Source organism: Pectobacterium betavasculorum, assembly GCF_000749845.1.
Classification (GTDB): domain Bacteria; phylum Pseudomonadota; class Gammaproteobacteria; order Enterobacterales; family Enterobacteriaceae; genus Pectobacterium; species Pectobacterium betavasculorum.
This window is the reverse complement of sequence record NZ_JQHM01000001.1, coordinates 396,573-419,963: the sequence shown is the minus strand read 5'-3', so window position 1 is coordinate 419,963 and position 23,391 is coordinate 396,573. Positions and strand designations below refer to the sequence as shown.

17 protein-coding genes are annotated in these 23,391 nt (G+C 50.6%); 6 read left to right on the top strand and 11 right to left on the bottom strand.

Annotated elements, in window-relative coordinates:
- Positions 1-61: 61 nt before the first annotated feature.
- The gene (gene cbl, locus KP22_RS01860; RefSeq protein WP_039307465.1) at positions 62-1,015 is read right to left on the bottom strand and encodes an HTH-type transcriptional regulator Cbl; all 954 of its coding nucleotides are present in this window, start codon (positions 1,013-1,015) and stop codon (positions 62-64) included.
- Positions 1,016-1,409: 394 nt separating this feature from the next.
- Here cbl and KP22_RS01855 point away from each other — a divergent pair, with 394 nt between their 5' ends.
- Positions 1,410-2,387 (top strand): DMT family transporter, encoded by a 978-nt coding sequence (locus tag KP22_RS01855; protein ID WP_039307464.1) that lies wholly within the window; start codon positions 1,410-1,412, stop codon positions 2,385-2,387.
- Between the two features lie 51 nt (positions 2,388-2,438).
- Here KP22_RS01855 and KP22_RS01850 read toward each other — a convergent pair whose 3' ends face one another.
- The 8 genes from KP22_RS01850 to KP22_RS01815 all read right to left on the bottom strand — a co-directional run bounded on the left by KP22_RS01850 (position 2,439) and on the right by KP22_RS01815 (position 12,375).
- Positions 2,439-2,936 carry a TlpA family protein disulfide reductase gene (locus KP22_RS01850; protein WP_039307463.1) on the bottom strand — a complete coding sequence of 166 codons (498 nt, stop codon included), beginning with the start codon at positions 2,934-2,936 and terminating at the stop codon, positions 2,439-2,441.
- Positions 2,923-3,639, bottom strand: a complete 717-nt coding sequence (locus KP22_RS01845) for an ABC transporter ATP-binding protein (RefSeq protein WP_039307461.1) — start codon at positions 3,637-3,639, stop codon at positions 2,923-2,925. The genes KP22_RS01850 and KP22_RS01845 overlap by 14 nt, the downstream gene beginning before the upstream one ends.
- A gap of 4 nt (positions 3,640-3,643) precedes the next feature.
- On the bottom strand, positions 3,644-4,783 hold the full coding sequence (locus KP22_RS01840) for an ABC transporter permease (protein ID WP_039307460.1): 1,140 nt from the start codon (positions 4,781-4,783) through the stop codon (positions 3,644-3,646).
- Entirely contained in the window at positions 4,773-6,062 is a 1,290-nt protein-coding gene (locus KP22_RS01835) for an ABC transporter permease (protein WP_039322050.1), read from the bottom strand. The genes KP22_RS01840 and KP22_RS01835 overlap by 11 nt, the downstream gene beginning before the upstream one ends.
- Before the next feature lie 2 nt (positions 6,063-6,064).
- The gene (locus KP22_RS01830; RefSeq protein WP_039322047.1) at positions 6,065-7,462 is read right to left on the bottom strand and encodes a Fe-S-containing protein; all 1,398 of its coding nucleotides are present in this window, start codon (positions 7,460-7,462) and stop codon (positions 6,065-6,067) included.
- A 157-nt stretch (positions 7,463-7,619) separates the two neighbouring features.
- Positions 7,620-8,147: an iron transporter gene (locus KP22_RS01825; protein ID WP_025918878.1), complete on the bottom strand. Its 528-nt coding sequence runs from the start codon at positions 8,145-8,147 to the stop codon at positions 7,620-7,622.
- A 120-nt stretch (positions 8,148-8,267) separates the two neighbouring features.
- Positions 8,268-10,172, bottom strand: a complete 1,905-nt coding sequence (locus KP22_RS01820) for an FTR1 family iron permease (RefSeq protein ID WP_039322044.1) — start codon at positions 10,170-10,172, stop codon at positions 8,268-8,270.
- Positions 10,173-10,695: 523 nt separating this feature from the next.
- Complete coding sequence (locus KP22_RS01815; protein WP_039322040.1) at positions 10,696-12,375, bottom strand: methyl-accepting chemotaxis protein; 1,680 nt, start codon at positions 12,373-12,375, stop codon at positions 10,696-10,698.
- A 536-nt stretch (positions 12,376-12,911) separates the two neighbouring features.
- Between KP22_RS01815 and fdhF the strand changes: the two genes are divergently transcribed.
- The 4 genes from fdhF to KP22_RS01795 all read left to right on the top strand — a co-directional run bounded on the left by fdhF (position 12,912) and on the right by KP22_RS01795 (position 20,240).
- Positions 12,912-15,062: a formate dehydrogenase subunit alpha gene (fdhF, locus tag KP22_RS01810; protein WP_039322038.1), complete on the top strand. Its 2,151-nt coding sequence runs from the start codon at positions 12,912-12,914 to the stop codon at positions 15,060-15,062.
- An 895-nt stretch (positions 15,063-15,957) separates the two neighbouring features.
- Positions 15,958-17,271, top strand: a complete 1,314-nt coding sequence (locus tag KP22_RS01805; protein ID WP_039322036.1) for a CitMHS family transporter — start codon at positions 15,958-15,960, stop codon at positions 17,269-17,271.
- Positions 17,272-17,380: 109 nt separating this feature from the next.
- A complete protein-coding gene (locus KP22_RS01800) occupies positions 17,381-18,274 on the top strand; it encodes a GntR family transcriptional regulator (protein ID WP_039322032.1) in 894 nt (297 codons plus the stop codon).
- Between the two features lie 661 nt (positions 18,275-18,935).
- On the top strand, positions 18,936-20,240 hold the full coding sequence (locus tag KP22_RS01795; protein WP_039307443.1) for a dicarboxylate/amino acid:cation symporter: 1,305 nt from the start codon (positions 18,936-18,938) through the stop codon (positions 20,238-20,240).
- A 71-nt stretch (positions 20,241-20,311) separates the two neighbouring features.
- Here KP22_RS01795 and hypT read toward each other — a convergent pair whose 3' ends face one another.
- Entirely contained in the window at positions 20,312-21,211 is a 900-nt protein-coding gene (hypT, locus tag KP22_RS01790; protein ID WP_039307441.1) for a hypochlorite stress DNA-binding transcriptional regulator HypT, read from the bottom strand.
- A 219-nt stretch (positions 21,212-21,430) separates the two neighbouring features.
- On the opposite strand from hypT, the gene cuyB reads away from it, so the two are divergent.
- Positions 21,431-22,147, top strand: coding sequence for a cysteate racemase (gene cuyB / locus KP22_RS01785; protein WP_039322028.1), 717 nt, complete (start codon positions 21,431-21,433; stop codon positions 22,145-22,147).
- 156 nt (positions 22,148-22,303) lie between these two features.
- Here cuyB and KP22_RS01780 read toward each other — a convergent pair whose 3' ends face one another.
- Positions 22,304-23,248 (bottom strand): pectate lyase family protein, encoded by a 945-nt coding sequence (locus KP22_RS01780; protein WP_039307435.1) that lies wholly within the window; start codon positions 23,246-23,248, stop codon positions 22,304-22,306.
- Positions 23,249-23,391 lie beyond the last annotated feature (143 nt).

The following is a 23,391-nucleotide window of genomic DNA, read 5'->3' as shown; positions in this document are numbered from 1 at the left end:
AATGCCTGCCCAGTCAGAAAAAACGCTGGCTGGGCATCAGGTTAGGAAAGCGTGCAATCACTCAGATTTGGTAATCAATCACTGCTTCATCGTTATCAGAGAATACCTTGTCCTTAATATCATCCAGCGACAGTTCTGTATTGCACAACTGAATAAACTTCCAGGCATAGTTACGTTGTAACTGACCCTTTTTGAGCCCCAGCCAGACCGTGTTCGCTTCAAACAAGTGCTCGGCATTCAACCGCACCAGACCTTTGTCACGCACGGGGTCGTATGACATATCGGCGACAATCCCGACGCCGAGCCCCAGTTCAACATAGGTTTTAATCACATCCGAATCCTGCGCGCTGAGCGTAATATCCGGCGACATGCCCACCGCCTGAAACGCACGATCCAGGCGCGAACGCCCCGTGATCCCCTGTCGATAGGTAATCAGTGGTTCTGCATTGAGCATTTCCAGCGTAATAACCGGCTCCTGTGTCAGCGCATGGTGCTCTGGCACAATGACCGAATGGTGCCAGCGATAATAGGAGAATGCCGCCAACGAAGGATCGTTAATCAATTGCTCACTGGCAATACCGATATCGGCTTCGCCTGAATGAAGCATCGCGACGATTTCATCCGGCGTCCCCTGGTTAAGCACTAAACGCACCTGTGGATACAGTGAGCGGAAAGCCTTGATCACGGGTGGCAGGCTGTAACGCGCCTGCGTATGCGTGGTTGCAATGACCAGTTGCCCGGTGTCATTATTGGTGAAAACATTCGCTAAACGACGAATGTTACTGGCGTCATTCAAAATACGCTCTGCCACTACCAGCAGCTCTTTTCCTGGCTCGGTCATCCCTAACAGGCGCTTACCGCGACGGATAAAAATTTCTATCCCCAGCTCTTCTTCCAGCTCGCGGATGTGGCGACTCACGCCGGATTGAGAGGTAAACAGCGTATTCGCTACCTCGGTCAGGTTGTAGTTGCACCGTGCTGATTCACGAATAATCTTCAGTTGCTGAAAGTTCACCTTTCACTCCCTCGTTCTTTATTACAGATAACAACATTGATCCAAGTAATGAGAGGCAGAACAAATAAGCAAATGGAGTTGATTATATTTTTTTATGCTAACGGTATGTCTGCCGCGATAGATTACCTAACAAGCAATAAATATAAATAGTAAAATCAAAAAGTTAGATAAAATCATTTTTATGTCTCAAGCAACGCCAATCAACCATTTTGCTATGATTTATGCCTTTCTGGTCTATCTGCATCGCCGTTTTTGACGACAGTCGGTATATTCCCCCGTGAAAGAGCGCGTTCGATTTTAGGCTGTAGCGCTATCGCTGCTAAGATAGGGGCGGGATCAAAGACGGTACGCTTTGCCCTGATGCAATTGCATAATGTGAAAAACAAGGTTTATCATGCTGATAGGTGTTTTCTTTGCGCTTGCCGCCGGGTTGATGTGGGGGCTGATTTTCGTTGGGCCGCTGCTCGTACCGGACTATTCTGCCGCGTTGCAGTCCACTGGACGCTATCTGGCTTTTGGGCTGATTGCCCTGCCGCTGGCCTGGCTCGATCGCCGCCGCCTGCGCAAGCTCAACCGCAGCGACTGGCTGGAAGCCATGAAGCTCACCGTTATCGGCAACCTGCTGTACTACTTTCTGCTCGCCAGCGCGATTCAACGCACCGGGGCGCCGATATCAACGATGATTATCGGCACGCTGCCCGTCGTGATTTCCGTGACCGCGAATGTGTTGTACAGCAAGCATGACGGCCGTGTGGCCTGGCGTCGACTTCTCCCTTCGCTGCTGTTGATTGCCGCCGGACTGATCTGCGTCAATATTGCCGAGCTGAAAGGCAATACGGACACATTCGATGTATGGCGTTACACCAGCGGTATTGCGATGGCGTTTTGCGCGGTCATTTGCTGGACCTGGTATCCGATGCGCAATGCCCGCTGGCTACGCGACCACAAAAGTAATACGCCGATGACCTGGGCCACCGCACAAGGCCTGGTCACGCTACCGCTGGCACTGGTGGGTTACATTCTGGTGTGTGGTCATCTGGCGCTGACGGATGAAACGTTTACGCAGCCGTTCGGCCCACGACCTGAGGTTTTCATCCCGTTGATGATTGCAATTGGGCTTTTTTGCTCGTGGATCGGCACGCTATTCTGGAACGAGGCAAGCCAGCGCCTGCCGACAGTGTTGGTAGGGCCATTGATTGTGTTTGAAACGCTGGCGGGACTCACCTATGCCTTTATTATTCGGCAATCCTGGCCGCCGCTGTTGACGCTTTGCGGCATCACCTGCCTGATTGGCGGCGTGATCTACGCTATGCGGGTGAAACCGGAACCTGTAGTGGTGGAAGTGCAGGTGCCGGTTTCACGGGCAGAATAAACGTGCACCGCGAAAGATGTGATAAAAATAAGATGTGGAACAAGCCGGTCGTTATGTCCGGCTTGCCAGTTTCTGAAACAGTTCAGTCAGTTGCGCTTCGTCCCTTACGCCCTGATGCTGATCTGTCACCTTGCCGTTAGCATCAATGATAAATGAGGTCGGTGTACCGCTAACCTGATAGCGCTCTTTGGTAATACCTAACTGATCTCGTACCACCGGATAAGTCACGCTGTGATGCGCCAACATTGAGGTGATATCTACGCCATCCGGATCGGTGTTGACCGCCACGACGACCACTTTATCGCCATATTCCTTGCTTAGCTTCTCCAGCGCGCCCATTTCAACCATGCAGCCGCCACAGCCAGAAGACCAGAAATTCAGGTACACGCTCTTCCCCTGCCAGCGTGACAACTCCACCTGCTGCCCCGCTAAATCGTAGGCTGCCAGCGCAGGTGCCTGCGCCCCGACGCTTACCTGCTCTTCCTTACAGCCACTCAGCGCCACTACGCCTAGCAGGCAAAGCACTGTAATACCGTTATGCCATTTCATGATGATTCACCTCTTCACCGAAATACTTACCGTGTTGCAGGCGGATAATGCGGTCAGCAAATCGCCCCAGCTCAGGATTATGCGTCACCATGACAATGGTTCGCCCCTGCCGATGCAGATCTTTCAGCAGATCCAGCACTCGCTGTTCGTTCTCTTCATCCAGATTTCCCGTCGGTTCATCGGCGAAAATCACGGGAGGCTCATTCACCAATGCACGAGCGATACAGACGCGCTGCTGTTCACCGCCAGAAAGCTGACTGGGTAAGTGATCCACACGATGCACCAGCCCAACCTGCTCAAGTACCCGCTGCGCTGCGGCTTCATCCACCACGCTGTGGTAATGTTGCGCCAGCATCACGTTTTCCAGCGCAGTCAAAAACGGAATCAGGTGAAACTGCTGGAATACCAGCCCGATTTTATCGGCACGGAACTGACGTCGCCCTTCCTCATCCAGCGCCGCAGCATCGACACCGTCCAGCAACACCTGCCCTTCGCTTACCGTGTCCAGACAGGTGAGAATGTTCATTAGCGTAGTTTTACCGGAACCGGACGCGCCCATGATGGCGACAAACTCACCGCGTGCGATGCGGATATTGATATCTTCCAACGCGGTAACCTGACCAAAGCGTTTATAGAGCTGGCGAGTTTCAATCACCGCCTCCGTTGCCTGCGCCTTTTCCTGCACGTTTACCTCTACAGACATCGCACTACTCTCCTTTCAAGACTTTGGCTGGTTCGACGTAAATCGCCCGCCGGGTAGGAACCACTGCCGCAACCGCCGCAACCAGTAAAGACAGCCCCAGCGTGAGCGGGAACACCGGCAAGCGCAGCGAAATGGTCGCGTTGAATACCGCCATCCCCAACACCTGTGCCAGCAAGTAACCCAGCAGCGAACCACACACCACGGCCGCCAGTGCGATAATGCCGGTTTCTGCCAGCATCTGCCGGATGATATCTCGTCCACTCGCACCCAGCGCTTTCTGTAGCGCAAACTCGCGCGCGCGTTCGCCGACAATCGCCATCAGCGTGGTGTTCACACACAGTGAGGACAAGACGAGGATCACCGCCGAGACCAACCCCATCAGCCCTTTTATTTTATTCAGCACCTGACCTTCCGACGCCGACACTTTCAGAATCGGGCGGATTTCCAGTTGCGGATACTGCTGCTGGAGTTGGGCAGCGAAACGATCGACCTGCCCCAGATCGTTGCTAACACTGAGCAAGGCATTACTGATCGCGCCTTCTTTATCCAGCCACTTTTGCGCCAAATCCAGATTCACAATCAGCATGTTGTCTGTCGCATCGCCAGATTCCACGATGCCTTTAATCTGTAACCGCTGCTTCTCGCCGCCGTCTACTAACGTAATGCTGTCGCCGACTTTAACGTTCAACCGTTCCGCCAGCTTCACTCCGATCATGGCATTACGATCGTCGAAACTGACGCCGATCCAGTTGCCCGTGACCTGCCAGTACGGTGCTAACTGGCGCAGTGATTCGAACCAGACGCCCATCAGCACCACTTTCTCTAACTCCGTACGCGCCATGCCATACAGATAAGGGCTGGCTGCATTGATTAACCCTGTTGGTGCGTTGTCGATAATCGGCTGAAACGTACTTTGTGGAACCGTGTTGCCACGCGCAGGGCCAATGTAAAAATTTGCGCCAAAGGTGCGCAGTTCCTGACTCATCTTGGCGTTGATATCAAAATAGACGGCAGACATTGCCGTCACAATCGCCGCCCCTACCGTCAGTGCAGCAAACACCACGCTGACGCGCTGCATACGGAGCCGCAGCGCGCGGAACACCAAACGCCAGAACATACTGTTCATCCAGCTATTAGCGCCCATACAGCACCTCCACCGGATACAGTTTGGCAATTTTCCGCGCTGGGAACCACGTTCCGATGATGGCGATCAACATCGAGATCACCAGCACACAGGGGATAACGATCCACGCGAAGCTCAGCGGTACACCGAACAGCATCAGGCCAATCGCTTTCGCCAGCCCCCAGCCAGCAATACAGCCCGCGATACCGCCCACCAACCCGCCCAGGGCCGCTTCGAGATAAAACAGCAGCATGATTTGCCACTGGCGAGCACCCAGCGCTTTCATCAGCCCGATTTCTTTGGCGCGTTCCATGATGGTGCTGGTCATCAGCGAAGCAATCCCCATCGCAGAAGCCACCAGCGCCGCAAAAGTCACCACCGCCAATAGCAGTTGAATCTTGTCGATCACCACACCTTCCGATGCAGCCACCTGCCAAATCGGGCGCACGACCGAACCGGAAATCGCTTCTTCCAACTGGTGTGCAATCGAAGACACGTATGCGGTGCAGTACCAGAGATCATATTCTTCGGCATTAAGCGCTTCCAGATTTTCACGCGCCCGCCGCGACAGTTCATTTTCCGGCACAGTCAGTGCCGACACGCGAATGGCCTGAATTTTACCCGCCAGCCCTAGCAGCGACTGCACCGTTGCCAGCGGCATTACCAGCCGGCTTTCTTCATCACCACCGCTGTTCAGAATGCCGCTAATTTCTACCGTCGCATCCCCTTTCGAACCGTGCAACGCGAGTTTATCCCCCACTTTCCAGCCCGTTTGGGTCGCCAGCTGTTTCCCCACCAGCGCCTGCGCCACATTTTCCGTCGTCACCGGCTCCTGCGGCCACTGTCCTGCCACCTGCCAGTAAGGGCTAACCGTCATTTGCCCGGTGCGATAATCTTCCTCATCCGGCACGGCGACAGGCTGAGAAAAGAACGTGCCCAATACGGCAACGGACTGACCCTTGATCTCGACATCGCCGCTTAGCAGCGGTGCGAAACCGACAATATTATTGCGCCAGAAGATATCTTTGATATTAGGCAGCTCGGCTTCATCAAGAAAATCCTGCCCTTCCAGCGGATTACTGCGCTCGCCAAACAGCGCGGGCAACGCCGCCTGACCAGCAGGTTCAATCAAAATATTCGCACCGTAGGACTTCAGCTCACGCGCCATTTTGTCGCCGATATCGATGGACACCGCCAGCAGCGCGGAGATCAACCCCGCGGCCAAAAATACGGTCAACACCGCCAGCGATTTGCGCCGAATATTTCTACGCCAGGACTGGCGTAATAGTCGCCACAGCATGATTATTCCTCCTCCGCCGGGTCGCCAGCCGCCGCTTTGGCCGTGGCAAATTTCGCGGGACTTTCGCGGAAGCGGTTATAGTTCGCTTCCGACGAGAAGAAGTAGGTTTTACCGCCGTAGCGATATTTATGCTCTGCGTTCACGTTGGTCAGCCTGGAACCATCAACCGGATCGATCACTTCCATCGATACCACCGTCGAGAAGTAGTTAGTGCCCGCCGCCAGCGAAGCACGTCCAATCACCAGTTCATTATCGTCGTTGCTCCATCCTTCAATCGGCACCGGATTGCAGCCGCCCGCTTTTCCGATAGAAGGAATGAAAATATGCACACCGCAGGCGACACAAATTACCTGATTGCCTTCCATCACGTAGCCCTGATCGCCACACAGCAGACAGGCATCAAATACCACGCCCAGACGCAGGCGATCGGGATAGCGGTTAATGATGAAAAAGCGCACCGCCTTGCCATCATCGGCAATCCAGACGAAGCGATGCAGCTTGCCATCACGTACCTGCTCAATCGGAATATGCACTTTGCCATCAGCCGCCAGCGTCACTGGCTGGGCTTCCGACAGGCGAGGCGGTTGTGACGCCACCTTGTCCCAATAGAGCTGAGCGAAGACAACCACCAACAGCCCCACTATCGTCGCCAGCAGTGTACGGCGCACATTTCGATAGCCTGCCGTCGCTTTGCGTTTTTCAATCGCCTCGTGCGTGGCCAACATCTCACGCCGAGCATGCAATAGCGGCCAAACCAGACTGGCGGCTAAAATCGTCATAGCTAACGCACTGAGATAATTCAATAAATAGGCGCTATTGGTGACGTGAGCTACATAGCTAAGGCGCGGTTTGGTTAACCCTAGCGCCTGTAATTTCATCAATAACAGCAGCAGATTGCCGCTTATCGGCAACAGCAAAAGTGCGACCAGCAAGGCCAAAAGTGGCCAACGCAGTAAACGAATGCGACGCACAATCATGCCGCACAGCGCGGCGCAAAATACCAGCCAGCCAAATGCCAGCACCACAGCGCTGAAATTCAGCAGCAGATCGGTATTCACAACATGCGTGCTTGTCAACGCGGTCAGATTGGGATCGCTGCCCCACTGCACCGCCGCGCCTGCCACTAACAGCGCCTGCCACAGATAGCCTAGGCGCGGATGGGAAAAACACTGACAGGCAAGAAACAGGAACAAGGCAAGCGCTTGAAGTGCCGTAAATCCAAGCAGAAACACTTGTCCATTAGGAAAGTGAACGCCAATAAACGTACCGGCACACAGCGCCAGTAGCGTGACCCAGCCGAGCGGCCCGATCGTTGGCGTAGAACGATGGCTCCAGTTCAGCCCCAGCAATAGTGCAATCGGCAGGAAGGATTGGAGTGTCGTGATAAAGAAATAATTCATATATACCCGTCACCTTTCAAGTTACAGGTGCATTGATTAATCATGATGTCTGGTGGCATCAGTACACTAACCAGAAAATCGACGCCTCTGTGAGCAACAACGATCTCAGCACAGAGGCGTGAATATTGCCGCGACAGCGCATCGCGGACAGAAGACCTTATTCTAAGCCGACGTATTTGAAGTCAAAGCTGACATCAAACGGTTTCCACCAGCGGCCTACGCCCGTTTCACCATCGGTGTGACGGTGCATACCGGCTTTTGATGGCGGATCGATGTGGTAAGTCACTTTATAGTTGCCCACGCCCATCATCTTGATGTTCGCGCCATAGTGTGGGCCATCGCTGGCAACCATCGGCATGAAGGTACCTTCCTGCTTCGCACCCGTATCGGTGTTGGTCAGGGTGTAAGCAATCGTCAGGAACGGCATCCACTCACCGGCGCCAAAACCGTTCTTGTTGCCTTCAGCAGCATGAATATCCGCTTCCAGATGGATATCCGCTTTAGCAGCAGGCAGCCCCATCCCGCGCGGTTCCATGTCGATAGGTTGCAGATAAACGGCAGCAATTTCCATTTCGTTCAGGGAAACAGGTTCACCCGCTGGGTATTCTTTAAACGCCAGTGCAGCAGGCGCGGTGAAAATACCAGCAATAACGGCACCCGCAATCAGACTTTTTTGCATATTCATCAAACCTATCCTCATCTCAGTCGTCCCTACTCACTTAATTCTCTAAGCGATTGGGGTTGTTATGGTTATTTTCTGCTCTTATTGCTTTCAGTATTAAATTAATGTCGAATTCATGCTTTATCAGACGGCTGACGCTCTGCGCCGCATCACCCACAGGGCGAGTAAAGCCGCGGCAACCAGCACAACTTGTGGGATCAGTGTTTCCACATACGGATAAATACCCAGCCAGCTGATTTCCGGTACGCTAGTCAACAACGTCGGTTCAAACAGTTTGCCTTCAATCAGTTCCAACACGCCTTTACCCGCAAACACGAACGCCATCAGGTACATAAAGCAGCCGGTAAACATGAAGAACGGCTTAAGCGGTAATTTGACGATGGTGTAGCGCATCACAAAGTAAGCGATCAGTAAGATCACACAGCCGATGGCAAACCCAGCCAGAATGGAGAGGTGCCCCGCCATATTGTTGGCATCACCCACCAGCGCGTAGTAGAACAATACGGTCTCCGCACCTTCGCGGTACACAGCCAGAAAGCTGGTTAGCCACAGACCAATCATGGAACCGCTGTTCAGCGAATGGGACAGCTTACCTTCCAGATAAGCCTTCCAGTGCCGCGCCTCCACTTTGGACAATAGCCAGTAGCTCATGAAGAACAGCATCACTACGGCGATCAGCATCGTAATGCCTTCCAGCAGCTCACGACTGGCGCCGGAATTGGTGAATACGAGTTGGAAAATGACCGCGGTAATCACGCTGCACAGCAGCGCGACGTAAACGGACTGGCGAATCAGCGGCAGTTTGTCCTGCTGATTGTTTTTCACCAGATAGGCCACGATCGCCGCCACAATCAGCAAAGCTTCCAACCCTTCACGCACAATAATCATCAGGCTGTATATCAACAGGCTCCAGTGCGTTTCGCCGCCGTCGCCCAGCATGGTGACCGCTTTCGCCAGTTCCTGCTGCAACGCGTCGGCCTGCCCTTGCAGTTGATCCACAGGCTGTTTGGCATTCATCATGCTCACCAGACGGGTGAAATACCCTTCCAGCGTCGATTTGAACGCCGCATCACGAGAACCGACTTTGTTCTCCATGCCCGTCGCTTCAAACAGATCAAAGTAGGTGTCCTGCACCGCCATGATGGCGGGTTTGATCTGACCCTCGCGGTATTGTGCGATAGCGGCGGCAATAGCCTGATTGATATCGTCGGAGACTTTCGCCCAGTTCGCATCCGGCACAGCACTAGTATCGGCGTTTGCATCAGGTGTTGCCGTCGCCTGCTGGCTATCTCGCGTTGTCGGTAATCCCGGCAAGGCATCCTCGATATCCTGCAACAGCGTGGTGACCCGATAAGCAACGTCCGTCAGTTGATCGGGCTGGCTGGCTAACGTAATCAGCGCGGAGAATTGTTGATTAATGGAAGCGGCCTGCTGCGCCGAGCGATTCTGTCTGACCGACATTTCCATTTCAGAGTTCTTAAAACCCTGATAGTGCGCCTGCTGCACGCTCTGGCTGGACTTTTTGTAATCACCGGCCTGATATTCAGTCACGGCCAGCGCGAGCTGATCATCGATGATTTTAAAACTCTGCTGCCAGTACGGCGCAATCTCAGCATTGTCATAAGCACCGTGCTGCTCTTGCGCAACCAGCTTGTGCCCTTCCGACAGCACCGGCAAAACGGCATCCAGCTCGCCCTTCAGCCATGAGATTTTTGCCTGCACGTCGGCCTGCGGTTTTCCTTCGCCAATCATGCGGCGAATTTCACCGAAAGTCGCTTCTAGCTGATAGCTTTTTTGCGCGGAGATATTGATGCGGATGGGGCCTTCGAGGTTTTCAAATACCTCAAAATAGGCCATCTGAACTTCAGTACGGGCGTCATCCGGCTTTTGCTGCTCATAGAGCTGAGCCGTTTTATCCAGCCTGGTTTCGATATCTTGAATGAATGAGGCGTAATCGGTCGCGGCAACTGCCACTGAACAGCTAAACAACCAACACAACAACAGGAGCGTTTTTTGCCAGATAGACATAAGCGTGTGGTGAAGCACAAATGATATTTATTCTTATTATCACTTTGAAGTCGTAATCTGTCTTGATTTACGTCACGAAAACATAAGCAATAAAGACTTTAGTATGTAACAAATAGTTTCAGTCATCTATTTAACATCAAAAACCCCATTCTCTCTTTATACCTTTGGAAAAATACGGCTTTTTGATCGCAAAAACGGCAAAATTCATTTCCCAAAACCCAGCAATAATCATGCCTAAATTTAAAATAAATAGCCTTAACTCTAGAGACCCAAGTCTCAATACGGTATTTCTTTACACTACCACAGTCAGATTTACAGAATAAAATGCTATTTTCCTTCTGTAATCCAAGGTATTAGACATGTTGCCGTTAACGATTTTTGTCGAGATTTTTAGTCAATAGCCCACCCCCTCACTCAATACCCCGATACCAAGGGAAATAGGCAGACTCCTTTCCGCCCTATTTGTTATCAGCCTCGTTGGCTATCTCGAACCTAACCTCTGCCGCACGTTGAACGTGCGGGATCAGAATTTCTCCCACCCCTCACCCTGGCGGCCATGCACCGACAACAGCGGCGTAGTGCTCTGGCCAACAGACCGGTGAACATCGGAAGTGACCATACGACGGGAGAAAGAGTTTGCCGGATCGCATTCCGAATCCAGATCGAAAACGTCAACCACGGCAGACAACTCGCTGGTTTGTTCATCCAGACGGGCAGCCGCTTCAGCCGATTGCATCACCAATGATGCATTCTGCTGCGTGACGCTGTCCATTTCATGCACCGCCTGGCTAATCTGGGTGATACCGCGCGTTTGCTCATCCGTGGCCGCCGCAATTTCACCAATCAGATCGTTGACATGTGAAATAGAGGCGATAATTGCCGTCATTGCCTCGCCGGACTGCTTAACCTGCCCTGCACCGGTTTCAACCCGTGAAACGGATTCCGCAATCAGCGCCTCGATCTCTTTCGCTGCCTGCGCACTTCGCTGCGCCAACGTTCGAACTTCCCCAGCCACGACGGCAAAACCTCGCCCTTGCTCCCCCGCACGCGCCGCCTCAACAGCCGCATTCAGCGCCAGAATATTGGTCTGGAACGCAATGCTGTTAATCACCGAGGTGATATCGGAAATTTGTCGCGAACTGGCACTGATGCCATCCATCGTCGTCATCACGTTGGTGCTGATATTTCCGCCTTTTTGCGCCATTTCAGCCGCATCCTTCGCCAGTTGGCGTACCTGATGCACGTGATCGGTAGTCTGTCGCACCGTGGAGCTAATCTCTTCCATACTGGCGGCGGTTTCCTGTAATGCCGCCGCCTGCTGCTCTGTGCGGCTAGAGAGATTATCGTTGCCATCCTTAATGTTGGACGTCCCATTGTTGATTTCCGTCGTGCTTTGCCGGATGACGCTCACCGTATCGCGCAAACTTTTCTGCAACTTCTTGATATCGGGAATCAATCGCCCTGCACAGTTTTTGCCGAACTCCGCCAGTTCACAGCCTAAACGACCAGCTGTCAGTTGCGACAGGTGCGATTTAAGTACGGCAATCGGTATCACCAGATAATTTCTTAGATAATACTCGGTAAAAATCAGCACGATGATCCCAATCAACATAACCACAATGAGTGCATTGCGGTTTTTGTCATTGTGTTCATTCACACTTGGAATCAACGATGAGGCGGTAATGCCATCTGAATAACGTTTGATATCATCCCCGAATGTCAGACTGACGGGAGGGTAAACGGATCGGAAAATTTGCCGGAATGCTTCAGGGTCGTTGCGTTGCAATGCTGAATTCATCGGATCGATAGAAGAGGATATCAGGGTGTTCCAGGTGTTTTTTACTGCATCAACCGTTGCCTGATTGACACCGACGTGCTCCGCCGTCTGGAATTTTTCCAGCGAGTCCTTGGTGTTTTGGATTGCACGCTGTGCCATTTCCAACGTCTGTCTGGCGTTTTCTGGCTCGTTACGCTGCAAATAGTCCATGGTTCTTTCCATGCGCGTTACGGCCCGAAAATATTGATCGGTGCCATAAACCAAGTGGGAATACGTTTTGCGCTGAGTCTCGCTTTTATCAAGCAAATGGGTGACCTGATAAAGCGAGTAAAGACTTAACCCGGATGCCGCTCCCCACGCCACTAGCAGGGTAGCCACAATGGCCAGCACCATCATTTTTATGCTGACATTTCTTAGAAATTCCATAATGCACTCCGCGACGTTAAAAAATATTTCCCGCCCGCCCGCGCTGTCGGGAAAGTATTTACTTTTTTGCTCATGACGGTGCCGTCCGTCGGATCACGCCCTTATCCCGCGCAATCTGACTGACGTTCTGGAATTCCCTGATTCAGTGCCCATTACATGGGAAGTTATGCTCGAAAAATTAACGAACAGAATGCGTTATCTTCCTTGAAAGGCCAGTTTCCGTTGTTTTAAACAGCCGATGGGCATGAATACATCAGCCTAGTCGGTGGCACATAGAGTTAGTATCGTCAAAAACAGTATAGGCATTAACAGATAAAGAGGAGGAGTACGCCAGCACGTTATTTTCCAGACAAATGTCCTATGGAAAAAGGTCGTGACGCTCAAGGCGTTAGGACAATTTGTCACGCGCTGAGCATGACCACGATCAGTAAATTAATTTTCTTTATCGGCGATTATCGAAGGTTAAATAACTGCATCAACAGCCTGCCGCAAGAATGCAGTTCTTACGATCCAAGACTCGGCGTTGGAGAACAATCATGCAGAAAGTGCTTACCGTCTGCCCGTATTGCGGGTCAGGCTGCAAAATTAACCTGCTGGTAGAGAACGGCAAAGTGGTTGGTGCAGAAGGGGCAAACGGCGTCACCAACGAAGGTGAGCTTTGCCTGAAAGGCTACTACGGCTGGGATTTTCTCAACGACACCAAGCTTCTCACCCCACGGTTGAAACAGCCGCTGATCCGCCGTCAAAAAGGCGCCCCCTTTGAGGCGGTCTCCTGGGATGAAGCCATCGGCTTCGCCAGCTCTCGACTAGAAGCCATCAAAGAGAAGTACGGCGCCGAATCGATCATGCATACAGGATCGTCTCGCGGCCCCGGTAATGAAACCAACTACGTGATGCAGAAATTTGCCCGAGCGGTAACCGGCAATAACAACGTCGACTGTTGTGCCCGCCTCTGCCACGGCCCTTCGGTTGCCGGGCTACAGGTCACGCTGGGCAACGGTGCAATGAGTAACTCCATCTGTGAAATCGAAAAGACCGACTGCATTCTGATTTTTGGCTACAACGCCGCAGACTCGCACCCTATCGTGGCGCGCCGGATCCTGAAGGCCAAAGCGCGCGGGGCAAAAATCATCGTGTGCGATCCACGCCGTATCGAAACCGTGCGTATCGCCGATCTGTGGCTGCCGTTGAAAAATGGCTCCAACATGGCGCTGGTTAACGCGTTTGCTAACGTGCTGATTAACGAAGGCCACTACGATAAAGCTTACGTCTCCCGTCATACCGAAGGCTTCGAGGAATTCAGCCAGACCGTCGCGAAATACACGCCGGAGTATGTCGCCGATATTACCGGTTTATCACCGAAATTAATTCGAGACGCGATGCGGATATATGCCGCCGCGCCCTCCGCCACCATCCTGTGGGGAATGGGTGTAACACAGTGGGGCCAAGGCGTTGATGTGGTCAAAGGGCTGTCCGGCCTGGCACTGCTGACCGGTAATCTGGGACGTCCGAACGTTGGCGTCGGGCCGGTGCGTGGACAAAACAATGTGCAAGGTGCCTGCGATATGGGTGCGCTGCCCAATATGTTCCCCGGTTATCAACACGTCACGGATAAGGCGGTACTGGCGAAATTTGCCGATGCCTGGGGCGTGCCTGAACTCTCTGACAAAATTGGCTACTCGCTGACTGATCTCCCACACAAAATAAAAGAAGGGAAAATCAGAGCCAATTACGTGATGGGCGAAGATCCACTGCAAACCGAGCCGGATCTGTCGATGCTGCGTGATGCATTCAACGAACTGGAGTTACTGATCGTACAAGACATCTTCATGACCAAAACCGCCGCGATTGCCGATGTCATTTTACCAGCAACATCCTGGGGTGAGCACGAAGGGGTCTATACCGCTGCTGACCGGGGATTCCAACGTTTTTATAAAGCCGTGGAACCGCAGGGCGATGTCAAACCCGATTGGGAAATCATCAGCCTGATGGCGACCGCTCTCGGTTATCCGATGCACTACAACAATACACAGGAAATCTGGGACGAACTGCGACAGCTCTGCCCACTGTATTACGGCGCAACTTACGAGAAGATGGCCGGACTGGGCTATGTGCCATGGCCGTGCCCGACAGAAGACAGCCCCGGCACCCCGTGGCTATACGCAGGCAACCACTTCGATCGCCCCAGCGGGAAAGGCCTGCTATTAACAGCAGAATGGCGGCCGCCGATGGAGCTGGTCGATGAGGATTACCCGCTGGTATTGTGCACCGTGCGCGAAGTCGGCCATTACTCCTGCCGCTCCATGACAGGCAACTGCGCCGCATTACAAACGCTGGCGGATGAACCCGGCTACGTACAGGTTAGCCCGCATGACGCTGAACGTTTAGGCATAGACGATCAGCAACTGGTTTGGATCTCATCGCGGCGCGGCAAGGTTATTTCTCGCGTTGCCGTCAGCGAGCGTATCAATAAAGGTGCCGTCTATATGACTTACCAGTGGTGGATCGGTGCCTGCAATGAGCTGACGCTGGATCATCTCGACCCTGTATCCAAAACGCCGGAATACAAACACTGCGCCGTAAAGCTGGAAGCCATTGACGATCAACAGGCAGCGGAGAATTACGTTCAGCAGGAATACAGCCAGTTGAAAGATCGCCTGCGTACCACCGCAGAAAACGTCAGCTAATCTCCCTTACCTAAGCCGTCGCGAACCTCAGCCGTCAGGTAAAAGCCGTGGCGGCTGAGGAAATACATACTCTAAATAATTCGAGTTTCAGGACAAAACGTTAACGTTTTGAACAACGCGAAGCGTTAGCCCTTTAGGGCGATGCTCAGCCATGAGCATCGTAACGCGGCAAGCGAAGGAATCCCGATGAGCTTACTCAGGTAAGTGATTCGGGTGAGTGAACGTAGCCAACGCACATGCAACTTGAAGTATGACGAGTATAGATGGTTTAGACACCGTTTAACCTTCCTCACCGATAATGTCTTTATTCACCTCCTCATCTTGTAAATATTTATTAATGAAAACGGATGAATTTTCATTAATCGCTAATAAATTTCTACGCAGAAATTAAACTTTCACATCTCTGTTTATCTTTTAAAATTATGTTGGTTATCGCTGACCTTCCCATCGTTCAATTGTTTTTTATTCCAATTTAGCGCAATTTGCGTTTCATTTTACAATACTTTAATTTGTTTTTAACAAAAAGAGCCCCTGTTAGCCGTGATTATTAAATCATCTGCATTACACTTAAAGTCATGACTAAACAATCGGTTACATGGCTGTTAACGGGGATAGAAGGAATGTTATTATTGCTCGCATAGAGGTCATTTATGTTACCGATTACCGTTACCTTATCGTGCCCTCATTATCTGTCATTTATTATTCGTATTGACCCCGGAAGTTAACCTTCTCCTTTCATTCGTATTCTCACTAACGTCTCTGACGTTGGGAAATAGCCAGACCTGATACCTTTCGATATGCGGTTATAAAAACTGCATGGCTTTTTGCACCGTCAATTCGCCATAGAGAAAGGCGGTAAATTATTTGGAAAATAATAAAAAACAGGAGAGGTATTGTGCTCACTATTCTCGGTTTCTCTATGGTCATCTGCTTTATGTACCTGATCATGACCAAACGAATGTCTGCGCTTATCGCGCTGATTCTTGTCCCTACGCTGTTTGCACTGGCAGCGGGTTTCTATCAGGGGCTGGGCGCGATGATGCTAGACGGTATCAAAACGCTGGCACCCACTGGCGTTATGCTGACGTTTTCTATTCTCTACTTCGGCATTATGATCGATGCAGGGCTGTTCAATCCGCTAGTGCGCTTCATTCTCCGTTTGGTTAAGGGCGATCCGCTAAAAGTCTTGGTCGGCACCGCCGTATTAACGTTGATGGTCGCGCTGGACGGTGACAGTACCACCACCTACATGATCGCGATTGCCGCCTTTCTGCCACTCTATCAGCGGCTGGGCATGAGCGTGCTGGGATTAACCTGTCTGGTTAACATTGCCAGCGGGGTAATGAACCTCTCACCTTGGGGCGGACCGACGGCACGTGCCGCCGCCGCATTGCGCGTTGATGCGCTGGACGTATTCCTTCCTATGCTGCCCGCGATTATTTTAGCCAGCCTGACGCTGGTCGGCGTCGCCGTTTTTCTGGGTCTACAAGAGCGTAAACGCTTGGGGATCATTGATATCAGCAACTTCCAGAATATTTCGATCAATCTGGGCAACGGCAGTGACGAAGAAAGCGACGCTAATCGCCGCCCTAAAATGTTCTGGCCCAACTTTATTCTGACCACCCTGCTCCTGGTGTTTCTGGTGATCGGTCTTCTGCCGATTCAGGTGTTGTTTATGACCGGCTTCGCCATCGCCGTTATGCTCAACTATCCCAAGCTGGAAGAACAAAAAGCGCGAATCGGTTCACACGCGGCTAACGTGTTAGCGGTGACATCGCTTATTTTCGCCGCTGGGATTTTCACCGGGATTTTATCCGGTACGGGAATGGTCGATGCGATGGCGAAGAGCCTGTTACAAGTGATACCTGAGAGTTTCGGTCCGTATCTTGCGGTATTCACAGCGCTGATTAGCCTGCCGTTTACTTTTTTGATGTCCAACGACGCATTCTATTTCGGAATCTTACCGGTTATCGCCCAGACGGCAGCCAGCTATGGTATTACCCCAGAGGAGATCGCCCGAGCCTCGATTGTCGGCCAGCCGTTTCATTTGCTTAGCCCGCTGGTGCCGTCACTCTACCTGTTGGTCAGTCTGGCAAAAGTGGACATCGGCGATCACCAACGCTTTGCGATCAAATGGGCGATTTTTGTCAGCCTGTCGCTGCTGGTCGGTGGTATTGTCTTCGGCGCATTTCCGTTCTATCACCAGTAAGTCAGGATTGCTCCGGCACAGCCGGAGCACACTCTTCTGGCAAGCGCTCCTTGCTGGCAAGAGCACAGCGGTATCTCCGTAACACCCTAAACGACATAGCAGGATAGCGATGGCTTTAACTCCCCTACAGACAAGGATTGTCAGGCAGATTGTCGCCTATATTCGCCGTGAGCAACTGCCACTCGGCGCTCACCTGATCGAATCATCGCTGGCGCAGGTGCTGAACGCCTCTCGCACACCGGTCAAGGCTGCACTGCTGTATCTGACAGAAAAAGGCATGCTGCATTACCACCGCAACCGAGGATTTTATCTCGACCGCCATGCCCATGAACTAGGTCGACTGGTCGCAGAATTAGCCGCCAGCAGTGAAGACCCGCTCTACCAGAAGATTGTCGATATGCGTCTCGCTCGGCGGTTACCCGAGCAATTTTCAGAAGTGGATCTCATGCGAGAGTGTCAAGTATCCCGCTCCGTACTACGTAACGTTCTGACTCGTATTCAACAGGAAGGCTGGCTGGAGTTTCGCTCCGGTCAAGGCTGGCGAACCACGCCGATTATTGATTCCGTCGCAGCTTATGAAGAAAGTTTCACCTTCCGCCTGCTGGTTGAGCCAGTCAGCCTGCTGTCACCGCAGTTTCATATCGATCCGCACACGCTCAACGCCTGCCGTAAGCAGCAGGAAGACATCCTCAATGGCGGGTATCTGACGCTTACGCCCCATGAAATGTTCGATGCTAATACGCACTTTCATGAAACGCTGATCGCCTGTAGCGGCAACCGTTTCGCCCACCATAGTCTACAGCGAATCAATCAATTACGGCGTCTGGTGGAATATCGGCAAGGCAGTCCCGCCTTCAACCCCAAGAGATTGGAACAGATTGCTGAACATCTGGTCATTCTTGATTGCCTGCAACGTGGAGAGGCCGAAACGGCGGCAGATAGGATGAAAAAACATCTGGAAAAGGCGTGCCACGATAAAGTGAGTATCGATCTTTTCCGGTGAAATAACCAACAGCGAGGTCTCCAATCATCAGTAACATATGTTTAAAAAATAAAAAACACCATTTTAAACACCTTAAACGCCCAAGCGGTTACAAACAGAAACAAATAGAACAATAATTAAACTTCACATCAACAGAAAAAAATAAAACACATGACACAAAAAACAAAGTCACGATTTAAATAATTAAAAAATTATTTTATTCATAAAATGACATGTATATAAAGTTTTCGTTAATTGTTCTTTTATTTTTACTTAATCTTTAAGTAATTCACCATCTGTTTTATTGATGTATAGCCACATATCATTAGCAACACTACTTCAACACCTTAGCCCATCTTCCTTCACCGCAAAAAAAACAAACTAAGATGTTGTTTAATAATGAATTAATAAGGAACTCACGCTTTACGCGATCTGCGCACTACATCCCTATTTATCATTATAAGCGCTGCGGATATGCATTTTTCGCATGACAAAGATCACAATTACATAACAATCCGCAGAAAAAAAATGTAAAAAACAAGAATCGTTGTAATATCGGCGGGCAGACACAACACCCCAATAACAGGTTCGGGTGAGGGCTTGGTGTATTCAGGGAAAGCACCAAGCATCACGCGGCAATAATATTGTGTTGTCTGAATCAATTCATCAACATGAGGTTTATATGCAAAGGCAGAAGTTACTTGTACAGATAGTCTTGGCTATCGTCCTGGGGATATTAATCGGATGGGCCTGCCATCAGTATCTTGATGGCAGTCGAGCAAAAGAAGTTGCATCTTATTTCAACATGGTTACCGATATTTTCCTGCGTCTGATTAAAATGATCATCGCACCACTGGTCTTCGCTACGCTGGTTTCTGGACTGGCAAGCATGGGAGGAAACTCCTCTGCCGTTGGCCGTATCGGTATGAAAGCCATGATCTGGTTTGTCAGCGCATCATTTATTTCTCTGCTTATCGGCATGCTCTTTGCGAACCTGTTCCAGCCTGGTTCAGGCATGAATCTCGAAATCCCGGTACAACAGGTTGCGACTGGCCTGAATACAGACGGATTTACGCTTAAGAGCTTCATCAGCCATATCTTCCCGAAAAGTATCGTAGAAGCGATGGCGAACAATGAAATCCTGCAAATTCTGGTTTTCTCTCTGTTCTTCGGCTCCGCGCTTGCCTATGTAAAAGGCAAAAACAAACACGCGACCACGATCATTTCCATGATCGAAGAGCTGACCAAAGTGATGTTCCGCGTGACCGACTACGTGATGGCGCTGGCACCGATTGCTGTGTTTGCCGCAATCGCTTCCGCGATTACCACACAAGGTCTGGGGCTGCTTTACGACTTCGGTAAACTGATCGGTGAGTTCTATCTCGGTCTGACCGTTCTGTGGGGCGTTCTGTTCCTGGTTGGCTACCTGTTCCTGGGCAAAGCCATTATGACTCTGGCGAAACTGATTCGTGAACCGACCATGCTGGCCTTTGCTACCGCGAGTAGTGAGTCCGCTTACCCGAAAACCATGGAAGCACTGACCAAATTCGGCGTACCGAAAAAAGTCACCAGTTTTGTGCTGCCACTGGGTTACTCGTTCAACCTTGATGGCTCCATGATGTACCAGTCCTTTGCGATTCTGTTTATCGCACAGGCTTACAACATCGACCTAAGCCTCACCCAGCAAATCCTGATCCTGCTGACGCTGATGATCACCAGTAAAGGGATGGCAGGCGTAGCGCGCGCCTCTATCGTCGTGGTCGCCGCAACGCTGCCAATGTTCAGCCTGCCGGAAGCCGGTATTCTGCTGATCATCGGTATCGACCAGTTCCTGGATATGGGCCGTACTGCAACTAACGTCATTGGTAACAGTATCTCTACCGCCGTTGTGGCCAGTCTGGAAAAAGACGTCCATGATGATGAGGAAGAAGCTATCGACGAAGTCGTCGCCTATCAGGAACCTCAGCAGGCCACGCAAAATAGCTAATACTGAATGAGTGTTTCATCATAGCGGCCTTCGGGCCGCTATTTTTATCTCTTGTAGCACAGTCGCGACGTTTATAGCTCAGACGCCGATGATAGCCCTTTCATATAGCGCCAGAATTTCTCGGAAGCCACATTCAGCCGCGCATCAAGGCGGTACAGATAAACGCCCATGCGGATCACGGCATTCTCCATGCTCAGGATTGTCAGCTCTTTGTTTTTCAGCTCTTCCTGAATGGAATAGTCCGGCAGCCAGGCAATGCCATACCCTTTCTTGGTCATACGCTTGAGCAAATCGCTCATGGAAGAAACAAAATTGACGGTGAACTTATCGCTGTCGACACTGGATAAGTAACGGCTGACCTGACGCCCCATATAGCTCGTCTCGGTATAGTTGAGCAACGGCACCGATGAGGCGCTTACATCAAACAGCGGCTTTCCTGTACTGTCGCACGCGCAGACCGGATAAAGTCGGGATTCCAGTATCTTCTCGTGCATAAAGGGCTCACCCATCAGATCTTCATTGTAAAACGAGAAAATGAAGTCGCTACGCCCTTCTTTAAGATTCAGCACCGCTTCATCCACATCGATCGATTCGACATAGAAGATTTTTTCCTGCGGGTCCGGCACGTCTTTTAACAACTCCGGCATGATAAATACCGACAGCGAATGCGCTGCGGCAATGGTGATCTTATTCTTGTAATTATCCCCACCGTGCAGCTTATTGAGCTGATACTCCAAGTCATCCAACGTATTGCGGATATAGGCGTGGAACACGCGACCCTGTTCGGTTAATTGCAGCGGCTGCGCGCTACGGTCGAAAATATCAAACCCGACCGCCGCTTCCAGCGCCTGAATGCGTCGACTAAATGAGGATTGAGAGATATTCCGCTTCTCGGCAGCCAGCGTAAAACTACGGTGCTCTTCCAACATGATAAAGTCATAGAGCCACTTGGTTTCGATATTGTTTAGCATTAACCCTCACTCAAAACGCTCAGCGTCATGTTTTTTCCTATACCCGTGTTTTACATCGCCAACAAAGATGCTTCCCACCGCGCGCCGTTAAACCCAGTAAAAGCATAGAGATTACAATAGTTATGCAAATCATACATAGCAGATGGGAATTTAGCAATTCACATTGCCCAGCAGTATGCGATTATCCTTTTAATTTCATAATGCTACAGGGTTAACAGCATGAACAGTCTCGTGGGAATTCTGGGTGGTATGGGGCCGGGCGCCACCGTCGATGCGATGCAAAAACTGATCAGAAACACGCCAGCGTATCGGGATCAAGACCACATTCCAATGATTGCGGTTTCTATTCCTGATATCCCTGACAGAACACAGTGCATTCTTCAGCACAGCGCGTCACCGCTGGGTAAGATGCTGCAATATATGAAAATTCTCGAAAACGCAGGCGCTGAGTGCATCATTATCCCGTGTAATACCGCACATTATTGGTTCAATGAATTAAAACAACAGTGCCGTGCGGAAATGATCAGCATTATTGATGTAACCTGTCAGGCTATTAAGAACGCCAATACAACACGCGTCGGCTTATTAGCAACGACAGCGACAGTGAAAGCGAGAATTTATCAGGACAACCTGACAAACGATAATATTGAGTGCTACACGCCAGATGATGCTGACCAACACCAGGTAATGGAAAGTATCTATGCCTATAAATCGGGGGATATTGCCGGGGCCTACAGCATGCTGTCGCCGGTAAAAGATCGCCTATTGCAGGCTGGCGTCGAGAAAATCATTTTGGGTTGCACCGAGCTTCCACTGATTCTGGAACAGGAAGCCAGGATCTCGCCACAGCACTATGTCGATGCCACAGAAGAGTTAATCAAGAAAACGGTTGAGTGGTATTTTACCCACAACCAGAAAAATAATATTGCTGCTTAATTACTCTTAACCTTTACATTAATCCATTCAAATAAATATGCCACTCGACATTAACATTTTCGCCGAGTGGCATATTGCGACATACTCAATATTTAAAGAGTTTCAATTCCTAATAAAATACTAAGCAGACAAGATCGTAATAAAAACGGTTAATGATTATGACGGAAATTTCAGCGCACTGCTTTGCGCCCCAGAATTAGAAATAACCCAGGATTTAGCCGCCGCGGTTGTCATCAAACTGTATGAATAGTTAGATGATGCCGTCCATTTAGCCGCCGGTGATTTGCTCGCCACAGCTGCCGGTGAACTGCCATTATCCGTAAAGGTTGAACCATTGCCTTTATCATCAACCATGCCTTTCTTTTCAGCGCCAGTGCCAAATACGTTGCGTTCAGAAAGCACATTGGCATTCTGCGCAACCGTAAAGGCCAGGTTGAATTTATTGACGTAGTTGTTGAATACGTGGAAATAACCATAACGCATCAGGCCTGGCGCACGAACCTGAATATTCTCATAATAGTTGTGGCAGATGGTCAAACGCGGGTAGCCATTGTATGCACTATTGTTGTCATCTGCCGGATGACCGAAAATACAGCCATATTTATGGTTTGAGAACAAGCTATTACTGATCGTGATGTAATCCGCTTTCTCACCGATATAAATCAGTTTATCGAGACTGCCGTCGCTATCACTCCACGTATGCCCCGGCCATGAACAGTGGTCCACCCAATATCCCTTACCGTAGTTCAGATACAGTTGGATATCGTCATTATCCTTGATTGAGACATCATGTTTAAAGACCAGATTCTGAAAAATAACGTTAGCTGAATTGCTCTCAGCACGGAGGTGAATATTAGTCAGTACATTAGCCCCGCCGAAAGAACCGACAATGGTTTTATTGCTGCCAAATACGACCTTGGTCAAGGCAGATGCTTTTAGTGATGCTCCCAGCACCACGATGGTTTTTGTGGAACCGCTCACGGCAGACTTAAAATCGGCCAGAGAATTTACAGTAACAACTTTACCGCCCGACCCTCCGGTAACATTCGCTGCTTTTGCAAAACCAATAATCCCAGTAAGATTTGTTGTTGGGTAAGCCATAAATATCCCTCTTTACAATTAGTGAATAGTAGTGTCTTTCGATGCATTATTTAATCGATAATAAATAACACACCGCTGACAATTAAAGAGTGTATATAAGGGATTTCATTAAGCTTATTAATCGAGTTTAATAAAAAAGACAA